Annotated in this window: 17 protein-coding genes and 1 tRNA gene; 14 read left to right on the top strand and 4 right to left on the bottom strand. The window is 62.6% G+C overall.

Annotated features, from left to right (window positions below):
- Window positions 1-188: 188 nt before the first annotated feature.
- From mtnP to AC5E6W_RS08475, 9 genes are all read left to right on the top strand, one after another.
- Entirely contained in the window at window positions 189-1052 is an 864-nt protein-coding gene (gene mtnP, locus AC5E6W_RS08515) for an S-methyl-5'-thioadenosine phosphorylase (protein WP_491751853.1), read from the top strand.
- A gap of 147 nt (window positions 1053-1199) precedes the next feature.
- Window positions 1200-2129, top strand: a complete 930-nt coding sequence (locus AC5E6W_RS08510; RefSeq protein WP_491751852.1) for a PfkB family carbohydrate kinase — start codon at window positions 1200-1202, stop codon at window positions 2127-2129.
- An 89-nt stretch (window positions 2130-2218) separates the two neighbouring features.
- Complete coding sequence (locus AC5E6W_RS08505; protein ID WP_491751851.1) at window positions 2219-3946, top strand: hypothetical protein; 1728 nt, start codon at window positions 2219-2221, stop codon at window positions 3944-3946.
- Window positions 3947-4171: 225 nt separating this feature from the next.
- Complete coding sequence (locus AC5E6W_RS08500) at window positions 4172-4681, top strand: YciE/YciF ferroxidase family protein (protein WP_491751850.1); 510 nt, start codon at window positions 4172-4174, stop codon at window positions 4679-4681.
- Window positions 4682-4797: 116 nt separating this feature from the next.
- A complete protein-coding gene (locus AC5E6W_RS08495) occupies window positions 4798-5574 on the top strand; it encodes an MgtC/SapB family protein (RefSeq protein WP_491751849.1) in 777 nt (258 codons plus the stop codon).
- Window positions 5571-6398, top strand: coding sequence for a diaminopimelate epimerase (dapF, locus tag AC5E6W_RS08490; RefSeq protein ID WP_491751848.1), 828 nt, complete (start codon window positions 5571-5573; stop codon window positions 6396-6398). The genes AC5E6W_RS08495 and dapF overlap by 4 nt, the downstream gene beginning before the upstream one ends.
- A 31-nt stretch (window positions 6399-6429) precedes the next feature.
- Window positions 6430-7290: a S66 peptidase family protein gene (locus AC5E6W_RS08485; protein ID WP_491751847.1), complete on the top strand. Its 861-nt coding sequence runs from the start codon at window positions 6430-6432 to the stop codon at window positions 7288-7290.
- Window positions 7291-7628: 338 nt separating this feature from the next.
- On the top strand, window positions 7629-9080 hold the full coding sequence (mpl, locus tag AC5E6W_RS08480; RefSeq protein WP_491751846.1) for a UDP-N-acetylmuramate:L-alanyl-gamma-D-glutamyl-meso-diaminopimelate ligase: 1452 nt from the start codon (window positions 7629-7631) through the stop codon (window positions 9078-9080).
- A gap of 55 nt (window positions 9081-9135) precedes the next feature.
- Window positions 9136-9831 carry a lysophospholipid acyltransferase family protein gene (locus AC5E6W_RS08475; RefSeq protein WP_491751845.1) on the top strand — a complete coding sequence of 232 codons (696 nt, stop codon included), beginning with the start codon at window positions 9136-9138 and terminating at the stop codon, window positions 9829-9831.
- 143 nt (window positions 9832-9974) lie between these two features.
- Here the strand turns inward: AC5E6W_RS08475 and AC5E6W_RS08470 are convergent, their stop codons facing one another.
- Genes AC5E6W_RS08470 through AC5E6W_RS08455 form a run of 4 tightly spaced genes read right to left on the bottom strand, consistent with a single transcriptional unit; the run spans window position 9975 to window position 13490 of the window.
- The gene (locus tag AC5E6W_RS08470) at window positions 9975-10667 is read right to left on the bottom strand and encodes an SPOR domain-containing protein (protein WP_491751844.1); all 693 of its coding nucleotides are present in this window, start codon (window positions 10665-10667) and stop codon (window positions 9975-9977) included.
- A 28-nt stretch (window positions 10668-10695) separates the two neighbouring features.
- On the bottom strand, window positions 10696-11412 hold the full coding sequence (locus AC5E6W_RS08465) for an outer membrane beta-barrel protein (protein ID WP_491751843.1): 717 nt from the start codon (window positions 11410-11412) through the stop codon (window positions 10696-10698).
- A gap of 39 nt (window positions 11413-11451) precedes the next feature.
- On the bottom strand, window positions 11452-11880 hold the full coding sequence (locus AC5E6W_RS08460) for a hypothetical protein (RefSeq protein ID WP_491751842.1): 429 nt from the start codon (window positions 11878-11880) through the stop codon (window positions 11452-11454).
- A 14-nt stretch (window positions 11881-11894) separates the two neighbouring features.
- The gene (locus tag AC5E6W_RS08455; protein WP_491751841.1) at window positions 11895-13490 is read right to left on the bottom strand and encodes a tetratricopeptide repeat protein; all 1596 of its coding nucleotides are present in this window, start codon (window positions 13488-13490) and stop codon (window positions 11895-11897) included.
- A gap of 233 nt (window positions 13491-13723) precedes the next feature.
- On the opposite strand from AC5E6W_RS08455, the gene AC5E6W_RS08450 reads away from it, so the two are divergent.
- The 5 genes from AC5E6W_RS08450 (at window position 13724) to AC5E6W_RS08430 (ending at window position 21149) form a co-directional block, all read left to right on the top strand.
- A complete protein-coding gene (locus AC5E6W_RS08450) occupies window positions 13724-15811 on the top strand; it encodes an N-acetylmuramoyl-L-alanine amidase (RefSeq protein ID WP_491751840.1) in 2088 nt (695 codons plus the stop codon).
- Between the two features lie 50 nt (window positions 15812-15861).
- Complete coding sequence (locus tag AC5E6W_RS08445; protein ID WP_491751839.1) at window positions 15862-16992, top strand: DUF6599 family protein; 1131 nt, start codon at window positions 15862-15864, stop codon at window positions 16990-16992.
- 827 nt (window positions 16993-17819) lie between these two features.
- Window positions 17820-19304 carry a glycoside hydrolase family 28 protein gene (locus AC5E6W_RS08440; protein ID WP_491751838.1) on the top strand — a complete coding sequence of 495 codons (1485 nt, stop codon included), beginning with the start codon at window positions 17820-17822 and terminating at the stop codon, window positions 19302-19304.
- 77 nt (window positions 19305-19381) lie between these two features.
- A tRNA-Thr gene (locus AC5E6W_RS08435) sits at window positions 19382-19457 on the top strand.
- A gap of 405 nt (window positions 19458-19862) precedes the next feature.
- The gene (locus AC5E6W_RS08430; protein WP_491751837.1) at window positions 19863-21149 is read left to right on the top strand and encodes a glycoside hydrolase family 28 protein; all 1287 of its coding nucleotides are present in this window, start codon (window positions 19863-19865) and stop codon (window positions 21147-21149) included.
- Window positions 21150-21263 lie beyond the last annotated feature (114 nt).

Here is a 21263-nt window from a genome sequence, read left to right as displayed (position 1 = left end):
TTGGAGGGGGAGAAGAAGACGACGGTCTGTCGCGCCCGAAACGCTAGTGCTGGGTGTCTGTCAGTGTCAAGGGAAATCTGTCAGACAGACGGTTGTTGCTTTGCTCCATTCCCGCACCTGTCTGAAGTGGGCGATATACTCGAATTGGTGCGTTTGAACGCGCCTATTTTGTTGACGGGAAACACAATTTGTCGCGAGCCGAAATTGGAATCATTGGCGGCAGCGGGCTATACAACATGCCCGGTCTGACCGACGTCCACGAAGAAAAGATCAGCACGCCGTTTGGCGATCCCAGCGAGACGTTCGTGCTGGGCACGCTGGAGGGCCGCAAGGTGGCCTTCCTCGCTCGGCATGGCAAGGGGCATCGTATCCTGCCGACGGAGTTGAACTTCCGCGCGAACATCTACGCGATGAAGGCGCTGGGCGTGACTTCGATTCTTTCGGTGTCGGCAGTGGGGTCACTCAAGGAAGAGCACAAGCCTACGGACTTCGTGATCCCGGACCAGTTCATCGACCGTACGTTTGCGCGCGAATCGACTTTCTTTGGGGACGGTGTTGTCGGCCATGTGGCGTTTGGCGATCCGGTGTGTCCGATCGTGGCGAAGGTGTTTGCTGATGCATGCGCCGAGATCGGCGTCGTTGGCAAGCTGGGCGGAACGTACGTGTGCATGGAGGGACCGCAGTTTTCGACGAAGGCGGAGTCGAAGCTGTATCGCTCGTGGGGCGCGGACATTATCGGCATGACGAACCTGCAGGAGGCCAAGCTGGCGCGCGAGGCGGAGATCAGCTATGCGACGCTGGCGATGGTGACGGACTACGACTGCTGGCACGAGAGCCATGATGCGGTGACGGTCGACCAGATTATTGCGGTGATGCACCAGAACTCGACCAATGCGCAGAAGGTTGTGGCAGCTGCGGTGAAGCTGATGCCTACGGACCTGAGTTCTTCGCCTGCACAGACGGCCGCGAAGTTTGCGATCATGACGGATCGTGCGGTGATTCCGGCGGAGACGAAAAAGAAGCTGGAGCTGCTGTTTGGGAAGTACTGGTAGGAAGAGCTAGATGTTAGCCGTTAGCTTCTAGCTGTTAGCTTTCTTCTTGCCGATCACAGGATTTGTTTGCGCGGGCTGTGGCTAGAGGCTAAGAGCTAACAGCTAGAAGCTCGCACGTCACCTCCACCATTTTTCAAAAGGATCTTCATGTCCATTCTCGTTGTCGGTTCCGTAGCGTTCGATACTCTTGAGACTCCCAGCGGTAAGCGCGAGCGCGTGCTGGGTGGTGCGGCGACGCACTTTGCTTTGGCCGCAAGCTTCTTCACCAAGGTTCGTGTGGTGGGTGTGGTGGGTGATGATTTTCTTCCTGAGCATGAGGCTGTGCTCACGTCGAAGGGTATCGATACGACCGGCATCGAGCGCGCGGAGGGGAAGAGCTTTCACTGGAAGGGCGAGTACCTGCGCGACCTGAACGAGGCCGACACACTGGCGACGGACTTGAACGTCTTTGGCACCTTTGAGCCGAAGATTCCTGAAAGCTACAAGGATTCGGAGTACCTGTTCCTGGCGAACATCGATCCGGTGTTGCAGCTGCAGGTACGCAAGGCGATGCCAAACGCCAAGCTGGTCGCGGGCGACACGATGAACTACTGGATCAACGCGCATCGCGAGAACCTGTTGCCGGTGCTGCGTGAGCTCGACATCCTGATCATCAACGACAAGGAGACGCGGCTGCTGACGGGCGAGGCGAATGGATTGAAGGCTGCGCAGGGCGTGCTGGACCTCGGGCCGAAGTCGCTGGTGGTGAAGTACGGCGAGCATGGGTCAGCGGCGTTCTTTACGCCGGAGGTCTTCCGCACGCGGGACTGCAAGAAGATGTTCCGTGCACCGGCGACGCCGCTCGAAGAGGTCGTCGATCCGACGGGCGCGGGCGATTCGTTTGCGGGCGGCTTCTATGGCTATCTGGCTTCGCAGGGTGAGCTGACGGAAGAGGTGTTCCGGCGCGCGATGTTCTATGGCTGCGTGTGTGGCTCGCTGAACGTGCAGGACTTTGGCACGGAGCGTATGCAGCGCACGACGCGTGCGGAGATCGACGAGCAGGTGCAACAACTCATCGAGCTGACGCACCTGGCGTAGCAGCAAGCGATTCAACGAGAGAAAGCAGATTCCCTTCGGGAATGACGACAAGAAAAGCAAAGACGAGACCGCGGTTGATCGAGCGCGCGATGGGATCTGCGAGCAGCAGCGGCGCGGCTCCGGAGCCATTGTTTGGCGGCGATCCGGAGATCGTGCGTCCGGTTGGGCGCGGAGAGACGTTCCCACTCTTTGCGCTGGGCGTCATCCTGGCGTTTGCGGCGCTGGCGGTGTGCTATCACCGCGGCTATGTGCTGCTGTATGGCGATGCTGTAGCGCACCTCGCGATTGCGAGGCGGATCTTCGATGCTCGCTATCCGGGCATCGCGCAGCTGGGAGGCGTGTGGCTTCCGCTGCCGCACCTGCTGATGGCGCCGTTCGTCCGCGACATGACGATGTGGCAGACCGGCCTGGCAGGCGCGCCGATGTCGATGCTCAGCTACGCGGCGAGCGTTGCGGGTGTGTGGCGGCTGTCGCGGCGGTTGATGCGCATGCGGTGGGCACTCGTTGCGACGCTGTTTTATGCGCTGAATCCGAACCTGCTGTATCTCGCGACGACCGCGATGACCGAGACGGTCTTTCTCGCGCTGTTTGTGTGGACGATCGTTGCGACGATGGAAGGCATTGCCGCGATGCGTGCGGGGACTACCGTGGTTGCGCGGGCTCGCATGATGTTGACGGGCTTCCTCATCCTGGGACAGGTGTTCACGCGGTATGACGGGTGGATCTTCGGCGCGGCAGTGTGGTGCTGCTTCGCGTATGCGTGGTGGAAGAGCGCGTCAGAGGTGAAGGCAAAGCTGCAGGTGTGGGTTATCGTCTTCACGGTGATCGTGGCGGCGGGGCCGTTGTTGTGGTTCTGGTACAACCATCACTTCGCGGGGGACTGGCTGGACTTCCTGCGCGGGCCGTATTCGGCGAAGCAGATCGAGCGGCGGACTGCGCCTCCGGGCCAGCACTATCGTGGCTGGCATAATCCCGCATGGGCGCTGCTGTTCTACACGCGTACCGCGCAGATCGACGCGGCGGTGTGGGAGACGGGCTTCGTCGTGATGTACGCGTCTCTGTGGGCTCTTTGGAAGAGCGTGAGCGGCGTCCGCAAGGAACCCACATCTCTTCGAGATGTGGGGCACCCGGATGGTGCGACTCCTGAGCGCTCCGATGCAAAGCTCGGGCTGTTGCTGTGGGTGCCGCTGCCGTTCTATGTGTACTCGGTGGCGTACGGTTCGGTGCCGATCTTCATTCCGCAGCTGTGGCCGCATGCGTATTACAACGCGCGCTATGGCATGGAGATGCTGCCGGCACTGGGTGTCTATGGAGCGCTGGCTGCGGAGTACTTGGAGCAGTGGCTGCGGGAGCAGTCGGCGGCATGGGCTGCGTTGCTCGCGAAGCTGTGGCCGAAGGTCGCGCTGGCGCTATGCGCGCTGAACTGCATGGGGATGATGGTGCGTACGCCGCTGGTGCTGAAAGAGGCGATGGTGAACTCGCGCACGCGCATGGCGCTGGAGAAGGCGCTGGCGCTGGAGATGGAGAGTTTGCCTGACGATGTGCCCATCATGATGTCGACGACGGACCATGTGGGCGCGGTGCAGGTGGCCGGCCGCGAACTTAAGAGCATGATCAGCGAGGGCGACGAGCAGAGCTGGGAGTGGGGGCTGGCGGACCCGGCGAAGTATGCGGCGTACATCATTGCGATTGGCAACGATCGCGTGGCGCAGGCTGTGAGGGAGCGTCCGCAAGGCCTGGCTGAGGTTGGAGTGATCTGCACGAGTGGGCAACCGTGTGCGCGGGTGTACCAGTCGATGACATGGAAACCGCGATAGAACGCGGCGGCGCAACCCTGCATCACAGTACAGGAACGTAGAGGGCCCGGCGCTCCTGCTCGCAGCGCCGGACGAACGAAGACGGACAACAGGGTTGATCGACGCCACTCGCGCTTTGTCGAGTGAGAGGAATTCTGCGCCTGCGAGCGCTCCTCGACACCGGCGCGCATGACATCTCAATGCCAGATCAACAGGCCACGTCGCCACGGGCCATGGAGTCACTATATGGGAATCTTTACGCCGGACATGAACACGCTACTGGAGCTGTATCGCGCCGAGCTGGAGCGCGCGCTGAACATGGAAAAGCAGATCGCGGAGAAGGGTCTTCCAGCGATGATCAAGAACGCGACGAATGCCGAGTTGCAGCAGGCATTTCGCTCGCATCTGGATGAGACTCACGAGCACATCCTGCGTTTGGAGCGCATCCTCGACGAGATTGAAGGCGAGCCGAATGAGGCCAAGTGCAAGGTGGCGTCTTCGTTGATTGCGAGCGCCGAGTCGGATGTGAGCGATACCAAGGATGCGATGCTGCGGGACGTGGTGCTGATTGCCGCTGGGAATCAGGTGGAGCATCACGAGATCGCCGTCTACGGCACACTGCGGACGTGGGCAGAAGTGCTCGGCGAGCCAGAACAGGCGGAGGTGCTCGAGAGGACGCTGGAGGAAGAGAAGGCGGCGGACGCCAAGCTGACGGCCCTCGCGATGCAGATCAACGTTGAGGCCCCGGTGGCATAGACGCGGGACCGCATCGATCTCAAGGCCCGCACCCTTCCGGTGCGGGTCTTTGTTTTGGCGGTGCGAATCTGCTCGGGCACCTTCATCCACCGTGCTCCGCGCGGTATGCTGGCTCGATGGTGAACCCGTGCCCGGTGGATGTGACGACCGCGTCTCACAGCCTGCTGATGCAGGCGGCAGGTCTGCGTCTGTTGGTGGCTTGCGGTCTGGGTGGCGTGATTGGTCTGGAGCGCGAGCGGCGGCATAAGGACTCCGGCCTGCGGACGAACATGCTGATCTGCATGGCCTCTGCGCTATTCACGCTGATGAGTATTATCCTTGCGGGCGACTCGACGCCGAACAAAGGACAGGTGGCGGCGAACATTGTGCAGGGCGTCGGGTTTCTTGGTGCGGGGCTGATCCTGCACGGCAAGAGCCGCATCCTTGGGCTCACCAGTGCGGCGACGGTGTTTGTGGTTGCGGCGATCGGCATGGCGTGCGGTGCGGGGCTATATCTCGAGGCGTCGATTGCTACGGGGATTGTGCTTGTGTCGCTGACGCTGATTGGGTCGGCCGAGGTTAGGCTGGGCTGGAAGCGGTTCCCGATGCTGTATGAGGTGCGTGCGAATGTGGGCCAGGCGCTGACGCCGGAGCTGGTGGGGCAGGCACGGGCGGAGGCGCTGACGCAGCAGATTGAAGCTGCTCGGCACCGCATGTATACCTCGATCCTCGAGGTGCTGGACCGTGCAGGATTGAAGCTCGACGTATTGAACCGTGACAACGTCGCCGGGCTGGAGCGCATTGCGTTCTGGGTGCTCGCCACGCGCACTCAGCACGCGAAGATGATCGCGGAGCTGCGGGCCAGCGATGCCAGCGACCAGGTGGTCACGTTCCAGGATGAGGAGTCGGAGTGAGTTTGATTTCGTTTGTGAAGGCGCATGCGCGCGGCAATGATTTTCTGGTGATTGAAGAGCCGTTGGCGCAGGGGAGGCATGCTGCGCTGGCGCGAAAGCTGTGTTCGCGGAATACGGGTGTTGGTGCGGATGGGATTGAGTTCGTTGACCGGCGCGCGGATGGAACGATCTTTTTGCGGCTGTTCAATGCGGATGGGAGCGAGGCTGAGCTGAGCGGGAATGGCACGCGCTGCGTGGCGGCATGGCTTGCTCAGAGTGAAGGACGCGAGCAGGTGGATCTGGGGACGCATGGCGGGGTGCGGCGCTGCAAGCTGGTGCGGCGCGAGGGGCACGAGTGGTGGATCGAGAGCGCGATGGGTGTGCCGCGCGTGATGCCGCGGACGATTGAGATTGATGGCATCAACGGGCCGATTGAGGGCGTGATGGTGAATGTCGGCAATCCGCACTTCGTGATTTTTCCGGAGGCGGAGGACTTCAGTTCGCATGGAATGACGTGGCAGCAACTGGGTGCGAAGATCGCGGTGGATCCGATGTTTCGGTTTGGAACGAATGTGGAGTTCGTGCGGGTGAAGAGCGCCGACGAGATTGAGTTTCGGATCTTCGAACGTGGGTGTGGGCCGACGACTTCGAGTGGTACGGGGACGTGTGCTTCGAGTGCGGCGGCTATGAAGCTGCGGGGTGTTGCGCGCACGCTGAGGGCAGTTGCCGAGGGTGGCGGGCAGGGAGTGGAGTGGCCCAGCGATGATGCGGAGATGATGCTGCTCGGGCCTGCGGAGATCATCTGCACGGGGCAGGCGGAGGTTGACTTTGAGTTCCTCGCCTAGGCCAACGCTGAGACGCGGAGGGCGCATCGCGGTGGTGTCGCCCGCGTCGTATGCGCAGCCAGAGTTGATCGATCGCGGCGTTGCGCGGCTGCGGGCGTTTGGCTATGAGCCAGTGGTGATGCCTAATGCACGCGAGCGGGGGCCGCTGTACTATGCGGGCACGGTGGAGCAGCGTGTTGAGGATCTGCATGCGGCGTTTGCGGATGAGAGCATTGGAGCCATCGTGTGCACGCGCGGCGGGTGGGGCTCGGCGGAGTTACTGCCGCTGCTCAATGCGGAGTTGATCCGCGCGAATCCAAAGCCATTTATTGGCTACTCGGACCATACGTCGGTGCATGCGTGGCTTTGGAATGAGTGCGGTTTGCCCACGGTTTATGGCGCGATGGTTGCGGCGGACTGGGCCAAGGACGATGGTGTGGATGAACCGACGTGGCTTGCAGCTGTCGAAGGCGCAACGCCTTGGAGCGTGGACGCGGAGGATGGGATTCGCTTGCTACGTGAAGGCCCGGCAGTCGAGGGGCGCTTGCTGGGGGGATGCCTGTCGATCCTTTGCGAGGCACTGGGCACGCCGTATGCTTTGACGATTGACGAGCCTTGCATCCTCTTCTGCGAGGACATTGGCACGAAGCCGTATAAGTGGGATCGCCTGCTGCAGCACTGGATTTTTGCGGGGATGATGCAGAATGTGCGGGGCATCGTGCTGGGCGACATGAGCGCAAACGTTGAGCCGAACGAGGTGCCGCTGCTCGAAAACGCGTGCTTGCATGCGTTGCGAAATTTCGATGGGCCGATCACGATCGGGCTGAAGTGCGGACATCTCGATCGGCAGAACCGATCAGCGCCGCTGGGTGCGTGGGTTGCTATGGATGGAACTTCGTTGCGGGAGAGTTGAAGGGCGCAACGCGGACTATAGGGCGAGAAGCAGATCCCCTGCGGGGATGACAACAAGAAGGGCAAGAGCAAAGGCAAAGGCAAAGGCAAGGGCAAGGGCAAGGGCAAAGGCAAAGGCAAAGGCAAAGGCAAGTGCGATTGCTGTAGAGCGACGAGGTGGTCAGGGCGCCCGCTTTGCGGGCTGGAGGGTTGAGGGTTGGCGTGGGTGGCTGGTCAGCGGCTGGGCCAATCCCTTCGGAGATGACACAAGAAGAGCAACAACAGAAGCAGATTCCCTTCGGGGATGACAACAAGAAGAGCAACGACAAAAAGAGCAACAACAGAGCAAGAGCGAAGACGATGGCGAAGCATGTACATCTGATTGGAATCTGCGGGACGGCGATGGCGTCGTTGGCCGGCATGCTGCAGGCACGCGGCTGGCGCGTTACGGGGTCGGACATGGCGGCGTATCCGCCGATGAGCGATCAACTGGCGGAGATGGGCATCACCGTGATGGAGCCTTATAGCGAGTGCAATCTGGATGAGCGGCCGGATCTTGTTGTGGTCGGCAATGCGATCTCGCGTGGCAATCCGGAGCTGGAGCGGGTGCTCGATGAGCGCATCGAGATGACCTCGATGGCGGCGCTGATCCATGACGAGTTCCTGGATGGACGCGAGCGGCTGATCGTGTGCGGCACGCATGGGAAGACGACGACGACGAGCATGCTGGCGTGGATTTATGAAGCAGCGTCAAGGGTCAAGGGCCAAGGGCCAAGTGATGTGGCGGGGTGGAAGCCTTCGTTTCTCATTGGTGGCGTGGCAGAGAATTTTGGCACCAGCTTCCATGTGGAGGAAGGTACGCGGACGTTCATCCTCGAGGGAGATGAGTACGATACGGCCTTCTTCGACAAAGGGCCCAAGTTCCTGCATTACTTTCCGGATGTGGCGATCCTGACGCATGTGGAGTTCGACCATGCGGATATCTATAAGGACCTGGACGCGGTGAAGACGGCGTTCAAGCGCATGGCGAATCTCATTCCGCGACGTGGGCGGCTGGTGGCGTTCGACGGCAGCCAGAACGTGACGGAGTGCTCGGCGAAGGCGTTCTGCAAGGTGGAGCGCTATGGGTTCGGTGAAGAGAGTGAGTGGCGCGTCGTGGGGCTGACGCAGAAGGGAAGCACGACTTCGTGGATGTTGGTGCGTGGGAGCGATGGGGTGTCGCTTGCGCTGACGCTGCCGATGGCGGGCGAACATAATGCGCTCAATGCGACGGCCGCGGCCGCTGTTGCGCTGGGGCAGGGCATTCCTGCAAAGAGCGTGGCAGCGGCGTTGGCGAGCTTCCGCAGCGTGAAGCGGAGGCTGGAGGTGAAGGCCGAGGTCGGCGGCGTCACGATCATCGATGACTTCGCGCATCATCCTACGGCGATTCGCGAGACGCTGCGCGCGTTGCGAGCGGCATATGCGGGGCACAGGTTGTGGGCTGTGCTGGAGCCGCGCTCAAATACGCTGCGGAGGAACGTGTTCGAGCAAGAGCTGGTGGAGTCGCTGGCTCTGGCGGATGAGGTGGTGCTTGCGGGAGTCTTCAAGAGCGAGGCTATTCCGGAGCGTGAGCGCATGGCCCCGCAGCATGTGGTGGATGCGCTGAACAAGCGCGGCGTTCCTGCTGTGCTGGGTGCAGATGCGGATGCGATCGTTGCGAACATCGCGCCGCGAGCGCGGGCAGGGGATGTGATTGCGATCCTCTCCAACGGCGGCTTTGGTGGCATCTATACCAAGCTGCCTGCGGCGATTGCGGGTCATATCGGAGCCTAACGCGCAAGCGCAGCGCGCACAGGCTGCGCATGGCAAGGCTTTATCCTGAGAGAGTATGTTCACGTCCTTGAGGATGCTCTTCGGCTTTCTGTTGCTCGGATTGCCGGGAGCGGTGATTGGCGTTCCGTGGTCGTTGCTTCGCGGTAACACCACGATGATGTATGCGTGGGCGATGGCCACGATGCGGTTTGGGTTATGGTGCGGCGGCGTGACGGTGCGCGTGCGTGGCCGCGAACGCTTTCCCATGGGTGAGGCGGCAGTGGTGGTCAGCAATCACATCTCGAATCTTGATCCTCCGGTGCTGATGCCTTTTCTTCCGGGGGAGACGAGTGTGTTCCTGAAAGCGGAGTTGATGAAGATTCCGCTGCTGGGCCTGGTGATGCGGATGGGTAAATTTGTGCCGGTGGCGCGGGGCGGGTCGCGCGAGGACGCTCGCCATAGTGTGGATGCGGCCGCGGCGGTGCTGGCCGGCGGCCACAACATCTTCATCTTTCCCGAAGGCACGCGCTCAGCCGATGGCAAACTGTTGCCCTTTCGGAAGGGTGCATTCTATCTTGCGGTGCAGGCCAATGCACCGATTGCGCCGATGATTGTGCGGGGTACGTCAGCCATGATGCCGAAGAGCACGCTGAAGTCGAAGCCGGGTGTTGCGGAGGTGGAATTTCTCGATCCGATCCGGCCGCATGAGGGCGAGACGCCGGATGAGTTGATGAGGCGGGTGCGGGCGGTAATGGAGAGGGCTAGTGAATAGTGAAGGAGTGAATAGTGAAGTATGCCAAAGCTTCCGAAGCTTGGCCTTGCTTCACCGCTTACTCAGGGAGCCCTGGGTAAGTCCTCCTATGCAAACGCCAAGCCCCGCCCTGACAAAGCAAGACTTGTGCCGAGCCACTTCTGCTACTTCACTATGGCGTTGTAGCCGTCGCCTAGCAGTTTGCTGCGCATCGCTTCAGCGTCCTTACGATTGTTGAAGGGGCCGACCTGGATGTGGATGAGGGGGTCGGCGCTGTAGGTGCGGGCCATGACGGTATAACCTCGGCCACGCAGCGCGGAGAGCAGAAGGTCGGCATCTTCCTTGTGGGAGACGGCTGCGACCTGGACCATGAAGAAGCCGGGAGTTCCAGGGGTGGTGGCCGTGTTTGTGGGCTCCGGCACCGGCTGGGCGCTTGGCGGCGGAGTCCGAACGATGGGCGCGGGAGGGGCCGAAGGCGGAGCGTACGCCGGAGTTGAGTTCGAGGGCGAGTAGGAGGGCTGGACCTGCACTACGTGGCTTTGCACTGGCGCCTGGGGGCTTGCGGCCGCGGAGGCGGGTGGTGCGGTCACGGTCGCCGGACCGCTACCTGCTGGCGAGCCTGCAGCTGGCTTGAAGGTGGTGAAGTTTGTGGAAGGGGAGTCGGTGGCGGCCTCGGTGGCGGTGGTGTTGTCCGCGGGCGAGGTTTTGTGCCGGCCCATGGAGTAGCCGAAGGCAAAGACGACCCCGCACAGCACTACCAGGCCGAAGAAGAGGCCAAGGATAGCGCCGGTGGAGAGAGTCAGCTCGCGGTCGCGCTGCGCTCCGAGGTCATCATCGTCGTCGAGAAGGTGGCTCATGCAGTGGGCCTCTGCCCCGTCCCGAGGGTTAGAACTTGATGTAGAAGCCGGCGTTGGGCTCCAAGGTGGAGGTGTACTTTCCGTTGTTCAGGTAGTTGGCATAGAAGTCCGGAGCTGCGAAGAAGACCTGGCGAATGCCGGCGCGCACTCCCAGGAAGCTGTTGATGTCCTTCTGCACACCTACCGTGTAGTACTCCGCGGGGCGAATCTGCGACTGCTGGCCCTCGCCGCCGTGGCCGGTCGGCTTGAATTCCAGCCCGCCAGCACCGACGCCAAAGAACGGGCGCAACCCGAAGACCGTGAACGCTGGCTGCGCGAGGTAGCCGAAGCTGTATTCGCTGGCGCGAGTCTGCACCTGGAAGGGAAACGGTGATCCGACCTGGGTGGTGTTGTCGGTGTAATTTTCGGTGTAGCGCGCGTAGCTGACGTTCAACTCGAAGCCGAGCCAGGGCTTTTGCTGATAGCGGATGTTGACGACCGCGCCCAGGGTGTTGGAGGTCTTGTCCTGCAGCGTGGAGACGGTGCACGTCGTTGGCGTAGGGCAGTTGTAGTAATCGGGCGCGGCGGAAGAGACGACGGGCCCCGAGACGGTGCCCGTGAACATACCCGCACCGGACACTCCGAGGTCGACACGCGACATCACACGAGAGAAGGTGGACTCCGGGGTGGTGGCCTGCGCGTGGGCGGAAACAGAAACGCTGCAAGCCAAGGTGGCTGCGCAGAACAGGAGGGAAGCTTTATGCATCAAGTCGTAACGGCTCCGAGGCGCGGACGCACCCGGATCCTAGTCTAAACCCTTGCTCCTCCGGGCGCGGCGCGCGACCGTTGCGAGCAGGGTCAGACCGACGCCGAGGACGATCCCGCATGGAAGGGAGACGGCGTAGTGCAGCGGTGGGTTAGCAGCTGGAGAGAAGAGAATGCAAAGTCCGACGGTGTAGAGAGCGGCGGAGATCAACAGGAGCGTCCGAGGCAGCGTGCGCAGGAACCCAGCGGCCAGCAGGACGAGACCGGCGAGGGCCGGTGGTGCTCCGGCCGGCTGAATGGGCAGGTGTGGAAGCGCGGCGAGCGCGAGGAGCACACAGGTGAGCCCGGCGGCTCCTGGAAGGATGAGGCCGGGACGGTTGAGCTCGAGTGCCCCGAGGGCGACGCCGCCGGTGAAGAGCAGCACGGTGCTGTCGGGCGTGGACGGGACGAGGTGTGTGAGGGGAAGCATTGCAGCCGAAGGCCCTATGGAATCTGCTGGCCACGCTGCTGGAGGGTCATCTTCATGGCCAGGGCGGCGGCGTTCTGGGGTTCGAGCTGGAGGGCGTGGCTCACGTCACTGGCGGCGGCAGAGAGCATGTTGTCGGCGAGATCCAGGCGGGCGAGCTCGATGAAGCCGGCCGCGGAGGGCTTTGCTTTGAGGGCCGCGAGCGCCTCGGAGCGGGCCGAGACGTTGTCGCCACTGCGCTCGCGGACGCTGGCCAGGCCGATGTGCGCGGCGGCCGAGGTGGGGTCGGCCTCGAGAGCGCTCTGGAACTCGCTTTCGGCTTCGGGGAGAAGGTTCTGGCTCAGATAGCTGTTGCCCAGCTGTACGTACTGCTCGGCGCGCTGCTGGGGGGGCAGCATAGCCAGATGGAGGGCGCGCATCTGATCGAGCTGGAAGGCGGCCTGGCGAAAGCCGGTCTCGGAGTAGTCGCGGCGCACGCGCTCGACCGGGCTGAAGCCTGAGGCGGGAAGGCTCGCTAACTTTGTTCCGGGAGCGACGAGGCTGAGGCGAGCGCGGAGCGCTCCGGCCTCGTTGTCGTTCTGCTTCAGCTTCAGGGCTGCGTCGGCCTCGCGCAGGGCGGCGGCGGTGTCGCCGCGGCGGAAGAGAGAGATGGCTAGGTTGTAGTGGTAGTCCTCGTCGCTGGGGTCCGCGGCGGAGGCCTGCTGGAAGAGCGCGGCGGCGTCCTTACCCTGGCGGCTGCGAGCCACGGCCTGGTTATTGACTACCTCGGGCAGCGAGAGCTGGGTGGCGAGCGTGCCGAAAGCCTGCTCGGCGCCGGCGTAGTTGGCGGCGTTGAAGCGCGAGAGACCAAGGTAGAAGTTGGCCTCGAGGGCGACGCGACTGGAGGTGGGTACCTTGCCTAGCGTGGTCGCGGCGGCCTCGTAGTTCCGGTCCGCGTACTGCTGCTTGCCCAGTGCGAGCAGGGCGTCGGAGTAGGTGGGGACCAGGCTAACCGCCGCGCTCAAGCGCTGAGTGCGCTCGGCGGCGGTGGGTGCGTTGGAGCCTCGGATGTAGTCCTCGAAGGCGGCGAGCGGCACGTTGCCGCCAGCTCCGAGGAAGGTCTGCTCGGTGACGTTGAAGTGGGGATCCATCACCTTGGCGACCTTCCAGGCGATGGCGTTTTCCGCATCGAAGAGGCGGTTCAGCTCGGAGCCATCCTGCACCGCGGGGGAGAGCTGAAGGCCATCGACGGAAAGGACGCGGGCCTGGATGGAGATCTGGCCGTTGACGATGTTGAAGGTGCCGACGATGACGTAGTTGGCGTCCAGCCGCTGGGCGATGCGGATGGTGCTGGCGCGGGAGGGACGGAAATCCTCAGGCAGGCCGAGGTGGTCGTAGGCGAAGGCGCGGTCGTCGTGCGAGATGGTGAGGAAGTGGGCGGACTCGAGCCGCTGGTTCAGCGTGTAGGGAAAGCTGTCGCCGATCCAGTTGAGGGAGGGGTTGCCGGAACGGTTTTCGAACGGCAACACCAGCACAACGCGTCCGCCGGGCGACTGCGCGCGCGCCGCGGCTGCGGGCGAGAAGAGTGCCAGTGACACAGCACAACGGGCGACAAGCTTCCACAAGGACCGCATCAGCACGATTATAGGCGGGAAGGCGGGCAGGTACCCGCCTGAGCAACCCGGGATCACCGCGCTGACGGGCCACCAAACCTACACTGGGGACAGCGATGACAACGAGAGGAAATCCGGTAGCGTGGCCAGTCAGGGGCGCGACAAGCGCTCTTGTGGCGGTGTGCGCCGTTGCGGGTTTAGGACTGCACGCGCAGCCGCGTTCCGCAGCTCGGCCGGACGCGTGGCTCTCGGCTGTGCATCAGCGCAAGGCGTTCGAGGCACAGGCGCGGGGATCGCACCGCAAGGCTGGATATACGCATCTGATCACGGTCTTCCAGACCGTCTATCACAACGATCCTGGAGGGATGCACGCGGCTGCGGCGGTGGCGCAGGTCGCGGAGCTGTTCGCCGAGGAAGGTCGTGAGTTCCACGACCGGCATGAGTTTGCGAACGCGGCGCGGCAATATCAGTATCTGGCGAAGGCTTATCCCGGAGGCGATGAGGCTCCAGCGGCGCTGAAGCATGCGCTGGATTGCCTGGGGCCGGCATTTGCGAACGACCCTGCGCAGGCAAGCCGTATTCGCGTGGAGCTGCTGAACGACTATCCGCGGTCGCAGGAGGCTCGGGGGCTACGCAGGGCCGAGGTGGCGAGTACACCTGCTCCGAATGTGCCCGCACCGAATGCACCTGTGCCGAATGCCCCGAGCGCAATGGCGTGGCAGGCTTCGGAACCGACGCCCGCTCAGCGCAGTGCAGCCGATGAGCCTGCGCACGTCCTGCGGCACAAGGGCTCGGGCGATGCGCACGCTGCGACGTTGACCAGCATCCGCCACTGGTCGACCTCCGACTACACGCGGGTGGCGATCGACCTGGGCGCGGATGTGGAGTTCGAGGCAGCGCGTGTCGAGAACCCGAACCGCATCTTCTTCGATCTGCACCACACGCATCTTGCGCCGGGTATCGAGGGGCATAGCTTTGTCGTGACCGACGATGGCTTTCTCACCCGCATCCGGGCGTCGCAGTACAACGACGACACGGTGCGCGTGGTGCTGGACGTGCATAGCGTCACGGATTTTTCGGCGTTTCTGCTGCCGAATCCGGATCGGCTGATCATCGATATTCACGGCAAGCGCGGGGGAGCGGGTAAGAGTGGAGAGCTCGCGAGCGTCTCCGCTCCGCCGCCTCCGCAGCCAAGGCCGATGCCGCAGGTTGAGGCTGCGGGGTCGAGCCTTCCGCCCATGCCGGTGACGGATGGGAGCGCAAGCTTCGGGCTGCCCTCGCGGAGCTCGCATGGCGCGGTCGCGCAGCCGCGAGTGGTGGTCGCGTCCGATCCGACAGCCGCGAGGCCAGTGCCGAACACGGTGATGACGAGCTCCAGCGACACCAGCGCGGAGGTCGCGGCGGTGTCCAGCCAACCGGGCAAGGTTGATGCGACGCGTCGGCCCACCTCGAAGCCTGTGGTGGCGAAGACGACCGGTGCGGATCCGGATGCGGAGAGCTCAGAGTTGGTGCGGCCTCGGGTTGCGGGTGCTCCTGCGGCGACACCGCCGCCGACTGCCGACGGCCAGACCTCGCTGATGCGGGCGCTGGGCCTGAAGATCGGGCGCATCGTCATCGACGCGGGCCACGGCGGCCACGACTCTGGGACGCTGGGAGTTGGGGGCATCGAGGAGAAGGATGTCGTGCTGGATGTCGCGCTGCGGCTCGGCAAGCTGCTGCATGATCGTCTTGGGACCGAGGTGGTGTACACGCGGGCGACGGATACTTTTGTCCCGCTGGAGACCCGGACCGCGATCGCGAATAAGGCGCAGGCGGACCTGTTCGTGTCGATCCATGCCAACAGCTCGTCCGACGCGGGCGTGCGTGGGGTCGAGGTCTACTACCTGAACTTCACCAACGACGCGGACGCGATGCGTGTGGCGGCGCGCGAGAATGCGGTGTCGACGCAGAGCGTGCACCAACTGAGCGAACTGGTGGAGAAGATTGCGCTGAAGGACAAGGTCGAGGAGTCGCGGGAGCTGGCGGCTGATGTGGACTCGACGCTGTACGGCGGGCTTACCGACGGCAATGTGGGGCTGCGGAACCGGGGCGTGAAGAAGGCGCCGTTCGTGGTGCTCATTGGAGCGAATATGCCGTCGATCCTGGCGGAGATCAGCTTTGTCACCAACGCGAAGGATGCCAGCGAGCTGCGCAACCCGGTGTACCGCCAGCGGGTTGCGGAGAGCCTCTTCCGGGGCGTGGCGCAGTATGCGGGAGCGGTCAACGGAGCTCCGCCGAAACCGGCAGCGCCGGGCCCGAAGCCTGCACACATCCAGCGGGCGTCGGCGAGCACAACACGCTGAGCGCGCCCCTGCTGTGCTCACCTTCTGCGGGTTGGTGTAGTCTGCGCAATATGAGCCGGGTGGTGCAGTACGGGTGGTTTTTGGGCGTCGCGATGGGTTGGACCGCGCTGGCCTTCGCGCAGAAGACCGTAACTCTGTCCGAACCGAAGGCTCCTCTGCTGCCTGCGAGCTTTGGCGAGTGGAGCACTGCCAGCGCCGCTGCACCCGGCGACTCCGGGCTGTCCCTATCGACTGTGAGCAAGGCCGCGCTGCAGGAATGTGGGCCGAGTCGGTCGGCGGTGCATGACTACACGCGTAATGGGAAGACGATCCACATCGAGGCGATTGAGTTCAACGACCGCACTGGGGCAGAGAGCGCGTTCTCGCTGGTGGCGAAGCCGGACATGAGGCCGGGTAAGGGCATAGGCGATCTGGATGCCGTGGGCGAGGGCGCAATCCTCTTCCGCACCGAGGCGTCGCTGGTGCTGGTTTCGCAGGCGACCGAGGCTGACGTGAAGTCGCTGGCTCCGCTGGCGGCCGGGTTGCCGAAGGCCTTTGGAAATACCGGTGTTGAGCCGCTGCTGCCGAAGCTAGCGCCGAAGGCGGGGCTGATTGCGGGATCGCTGCGCTACGCGCTGGGGGCGAACACCTATGCGGCGGAGGGCGGCGTGCTTCCGGCGCAGGCGCTGGAGTGGGACAAGAGCGCCGAGGCGGTGACTGCGAACTATGCAGGGAAGGGCGGCGTTGAGACGCTGACGATTGCGACCTACCCGACGCCGGAGATTGCCAGCGCGGTGACGAAGCGCGTCGAGGCGCAGCTTTCGTCGCTGGGTCCGCAGTTCGCCAACGCGAAGGCTCGTCGCGAGCGGGTGCTGATGGTCGTCGTGTCTGGCCCGTGGAGCGTCGACGAGGCGCAGAAGCTGAGCGATAGCGTGAAGCTGCACGAGGTGCTGTCGATCGACAAGGGAGCTCCGCCGAAGGACTTCGACACCGAGGTGCATAAGACCGTCAGCCTGCTGGTGGCGATCAGCGTCTTTTCCGGTGCGTTGATGGTGGCAGCATTGGTGTTGGCGATCTTCTTCGGCGGCGGACGTGCCCTGGTGCGGGTGCTCCGCGGGAAGCCGGCGGCGGTGGAGACGGAGTTCCTGGCGCTCCACCTGGACCCGCAGAACGCCCCCGCGAAGTTCCAGCCAGAGAAGTAGCCCGGCGACACGTGGTTCGGCGTAGCACGTCAGTTGCCGAACTCTCAGAGCCCTGAACTCGTCTGACCGGCAGTCGTCGAGGGAGTTTGCGGGCTGAAACATGGCGTCAGGGACTGCTTAGGGTGCCTGCGGAAGAAACCCGGCAAAGACAGGCGAAATTGGGTAAAAACCGTGTAAATCGCTGAAAACATGGTTGTTGCCCTTTCTCCGAAAACATCCTTGACAGCACCGGGAGTGAACCATACTCTTTGACCAGAGAGTTCCGATGGCCTTGCCTCCGTTGGAACTGCCTCCCATAGAAAAGAGGCCGCCCTGTTGCCGGGCGGCCTCTTTGTTTGTGGAAAACAAAGCCTCTGTGTGAGAGGGGCGTCCGAAATTGGGACGCTCCTCACGCTCTGGGTGGGGGCATGTCCTGTAGCGACTCGGGGCGAATGTCTTCGCGGCGCCCGTCGATAGACTCCGTGCAATCTACCCCGGCATCGTGGCAGCAAGCACGGCTGGGATACTTCGACCGAGCGGAATCTTCTGGTCGAACGCATGCGCGAGCGCGTCGCGCAGGGGCCAAGCAAACAACATAGGAGTCCGCCATGCATGAGTTGATCCTTTCGCTATCCTGCCTGCTGATGGTTCTTGCTCCCTGTGCCGTGTTCCTGGCCTCGGGGGTCGAGGGCGAGCGTTAGAGTCCTGCTTCGTACCGCGACCCAGGGACGAGTCCAAATGGAATCCTGGGGCGGCTATTTCGCTTCCACTCCCGTGTGGCAGCGTGCGGTGTACCTGCCTGACAGGTTTGTGCTAGCTTGGCTGGCGAACCTTCAGGAGGCTTCGCTGTGTCCCGAGTCCGTCCCGCCGCCATTCTTTCGTTCTCCCTCGCCGCTGGATGGGCGCTTTGCGGAGCCGCTCGCGCGCAAGACACGCGTAACGTCACCGCGCCGGTGATTCCTCCCGTCTGCGTGAAGCTGGACGCGCACCTGCTTGCCACGCCCGACGTCAATGGTGGCGCATTGCGCGCCGAGGACGAGTCGAGGCTGGATACTGAACGGATCCAAAAGGCGATTGATGGCTGTGGGGCAGGGAAGGCTGTTGAGCTCGCGCTGCACGAACAGCACAATGCGTTTCTCACAGGGCCGCTGGAACTTCGTGAGGGCGTGACGCTGCTGGTCGATAAGGGTGTGACTCTGTTCGCGTCGCGCGACCCTAAGGTGTTCGAGTTGGCGAAGGAGGGCGACCCGGGCAAATGCGGCACGAGCGAGCCGCGGCCGACCAGCTTTCCGACGTTCGCCACAAACGCCGCGGCGCGGCCGCGCGGGGGGTGCCGGCCGCTGATTACGGTGAATGCGAAGAACGCGGCGATCATGGGCGAGGGGACGATCGACGCGCGGGGGTATGCGCAGATCCAGGGCAAGGACTACACGTGGTGGCAGATGGCGCGGCGCGCCCAGCCGCACGACGATCTCTATTACTCGATCCGGATGATCGTCGCGAACCATGCGGACGGCTTCATCCTGTACCGCATCCATCTTGTGAACTCAGGAAACTTCCACGTCAGCGTGGGACAGACCAACGGCTTCACCGCGTGGGGCGTGCATCTGCAGACGCCGGTGAACAAGAAGCTGATCGGTACGGACAACGACGCGCGCAACACGGACGGTATCGACCCGGGCACGAGCGAGAACATCACCGTTACGAACAGCTGGATCGACAATGGCGATGACAACATCGCGATCAAGCAGGGCGTCAGCCACATGAGTGTGGTCCACGACCACTTCTATACCGGGCATGGCATGTCGATCGGCTCGGAGACGGTGCTGGGGCAGAGCTTCCTGGTGGTGCATGACCTGACCGAGGACCACACGACATCGGGCATTCGCATCAAGTCCAACGTGAAGCGCGGCGGCCCAGTGCACGACCTGACCTACAAGGGCATCTGCATGCGCGATGTGCCGATTCCGATTGCGATCTCGCCGTACTACACGAACCAGACGGTGGAGCCTTTCGAGGACCCGAAGTATACGGGCGACAAGGTTCCGGACTACAAGGCGATTACGCTGGAGGACATCTGGTCGACGACGCCGGGCGACGTGCTGATCGCCGGCCTCGAGGGCCATACGACGGAGGTAACGCTGGATCATGTGTTCATTGCGGGGATCAAACCGGCGCAGGTGCACCTGGACTATGCCGCAATCAATGCAGGCCTCACCAACATCCCGCTGACGCCGGAGCTGACGAAGAACCACGTCATCGTGACAGAAGCGGTGCATGACAATGCGTTGCCGGCCGATCCGTGCAAAGGCAAGTTCGTGCCTTACCAGTGAGACCGGTGGCCCGTCTGTGGCTTTCGGAGCCACATTTGGCGCTGCGCGAAACGTTCGCTACAATACTCAAGGAGTACGCCGACGTAGCTCAGTTGGTAGAGCAGCTGATTCGTAATCAGCAGGTCAACGGTTCAAGTCCGTTCGTCGGCTCCATCATCTCAACAACTTGCGATGCAGTTGACGGCGTCCTGCTCAGACCGCTGTAGAAGCGATCTTAGCTTCCAGTTTTGTATGGCTTCCTGAGCCGTTGTTGATGCTGTTTCGAGATAGCAGCGCTGTGCGGCGGCCACATCCTGATGTCTCAAGACGCGCTGGATCGGTCCTGTAATCGACACCCAGATCCCCTAGAGCGTGTGACGAACCCGGCGGATGATCCGATTGCGGCGGAACAGGTTTGCAGGACGGAAAGACTTGTCGCGACAAGCCGCGCAGGGGCTATCGGGACACTCGAGAAATTCCACCCGATTCGTATCTCGATTGGACAACATACTTCTCGACAGCGATTATCAGAGCTGACTTGAGAAGAATCTGCCCCGCCCTTACTCCAAGGATCTGCTGATGCCAATTGAGCCCTACTCCCGCCGCCGCTTCAACTCCCTCATCGCCTCGGCTCCTCTGTGGCCGCTCGCCGCGAAAGCCTTCGCCGCGACGACTCGCGAGCACCTCATTACCAAGTTCGGCGCGGTCCCCGACGACTCTACGGTCAATACCAAGAGCATTCAGGCCGCCATCGACCAGCTTGCTGCCAAGGGCGGAGGCACCGTTGTCGTTCCCAAGGGTGTCTTCGTCTCTGGTGCTCTCTTCTTCAAACCGAAGGTGAATCTGCGCCTCACGGAAGGCGCTGTCCTCAAGTGTTCCACCGACCTGTCGAACTTCCCCGCGCAACGCACTCGCATCGAAGGCCACTTCATGGACAACTTCACGCCCGCCTTCATCAACGCGAAGAACTGCGATGGATTCCAGCTCACCGGTGATGGCATCCTCGACGGCGCGGGGATGAAGGTATGGGAAGCATTCTGGGCAGGCCGAGCCGCCAACAAGAACTTCGCCAACACTGCTCTTCCCCGCGCTCGCCTTGCGCTCATCGAAGACTCGAAGGACATCAAGATCGAAGGCATTACCTTCAAGGACTCGCAATTCTGGAACTGCCATCTTTACAAGAACGATGGTGTTCTCGTACATAAGGTCCACTTCCAGGTGCCCGACGACTATAAGCAGGCTCCCAGCACCGACGGCATCGACATCGATAGCTCCCGTGATGTCACTGTGGATGGCTGCGTCTTCTCTGTCACCGACGACTGTATTGCCTGCAAGGGCTCCAAAGGGCCGCGCGCCATGGAAGACAAGGACAGTCCGGCCGTCGAGCGAATCCGCGTCCGCAACTGCACCTTCAAGCGCGGCGGCGGCTTTCTCACCTGCGGCAGTGAAGCCACTATCGTCCGCGACGTCATCGCGGAAGACTGCACGATCACTGGCGGCGTCCGCGTGGCGACCCTCAAGCTACGCCCCGACACACCCCAGCATTACGAGAACATCACCTTCCGCAACATCACCTCCGAAGGCCCTTCCAGCGGCATTATCAACATGTCGCCGTGGTCGCAATATTTCGATCTGCAAGGGATGGAACCTCCGAAGTCCATTGTGAAGAACCTGAACTTTATCGGCATCAAGGGCACATACAATTCCTTCGGGACCATCAAGCCTAACCCAGGCCAGACCGACATCAGCAACGTCCTCTTGAAGGATTTCGACGTCACCATTAAGAACGACAAGCTCAATACGTCTGGCGTCACGGACCTCAAGTTCGAAAATGTTATCGTCAACGGAAAGCCCTACTCCGTTTAGTCTCCATCACCCGGTCTAAACCCACCGCCTTTAGGCGGTGTGCTTTCAGCGTCTTGCTGGATACTGGAAGAGATGGTGGAGTATCGCAAGAACGCGCATTCCGTGTGGGACATC

This window comes from Bryocella sp., from assembly GCF_058498515.1.
This window is presented reverse-complemented; position numbering and strand designations above follow the sequence as displayed.

What these genes read in the sequence shown, in the direction of transcription:
- mpl (WP_491751846.1), top strand. Translation starts at nt 7,629, where the DNA reads ATGGCGAAGCATGTACATCTGATTGGAATCTGCGGGACGGCGATGGCG.
- AC5E6W_RS08445 (WP_491751839.1), top strand. Translation starts at nt 15,862, where the DNA reads ATGAGCCGGGTGGTGCAGTACGGGTGGTTTTTGGGCGTCGCGATGGGT.
- AC5E6W_RS08495 (WP_491751849.1), top strand. Translation starts at nt 4,798, where the DNA reads ATGGTGAACCCGTGCCCGGTGGATGTGACGACCGCGTCTCACAGCCTG.
- AC5E6W_RS08465 (WP_491751843.1), bottom strand. Translation starts at nt 11,412, where the DNA reads ATGCATAAAGCTTCCCTCCTGTTCTGCGCAGCCACCTTGGCTTGCAGC.
- AC5E6W_RS08430 (WP_491751837.1), top strand. Translation starts at nt 19,863, where the DNA reads ATGCCAATTGAGCCCTACTCCCGCCGCCGCTTCAACTCCCTCATCGCC.
- AC5E6W_RS08510 (WP_491751852.1), top strand. Translation starts at nt 1,200, where the DNA reads ATGTCCATTCTCGTTGTCGGTTCCGTAGCGTTCGATACTCTTGAGACT.
- AC5E6W_RS08455 (WP_491751841.1), bottom strand. Translation starts at nt 13,490, where the DNA reads ATGCGGTCCTTGTGGAAGCTTGTCGCCCGTTGTGCTGTGTCACTGGCA.
- AC5E6W_RS08500 (WP_491751850.1), top strand. Translation starts at nt 4,172, where the DNA reads ATGGGAATCTTTACGCCGGACATGAACACGCTACTGGAGCTGTATCGC.
- AC5E6W_RS08470 (WP_491751844.1), bottom strand. Translation starts at nt 10,667, where the DNA reads ATGAGCCACCTTCTCGACGACGATGATGACCTCGGAGCGCAGCGCGAC.
- AC5E6W_RS08505 (WP_491751851.1), top strand. Translation starts at nt 2,219, where the DNA reads ATGGGATCTGCGAGCAGCAGCGGCGCGGCTCCGGAGCCATTGTTTGGC.
- AC5E6W_RS08475 (WP_491751845.1), top strand. Translation starts at nt 9,136, where the DNA reads ATGTTCACGTCCTTGAGGATGCTCTTCGGCTTTCTGTTGCTCGGATTG.
- AC5E6W_RS08460 (WP_491751842.1), bottom strand. Translation starts at nt 11,880, where the DNA reads ATGCTTCCCCTCACACACCTCGTCCCGTCCACGCCCGACAGCACCGTG.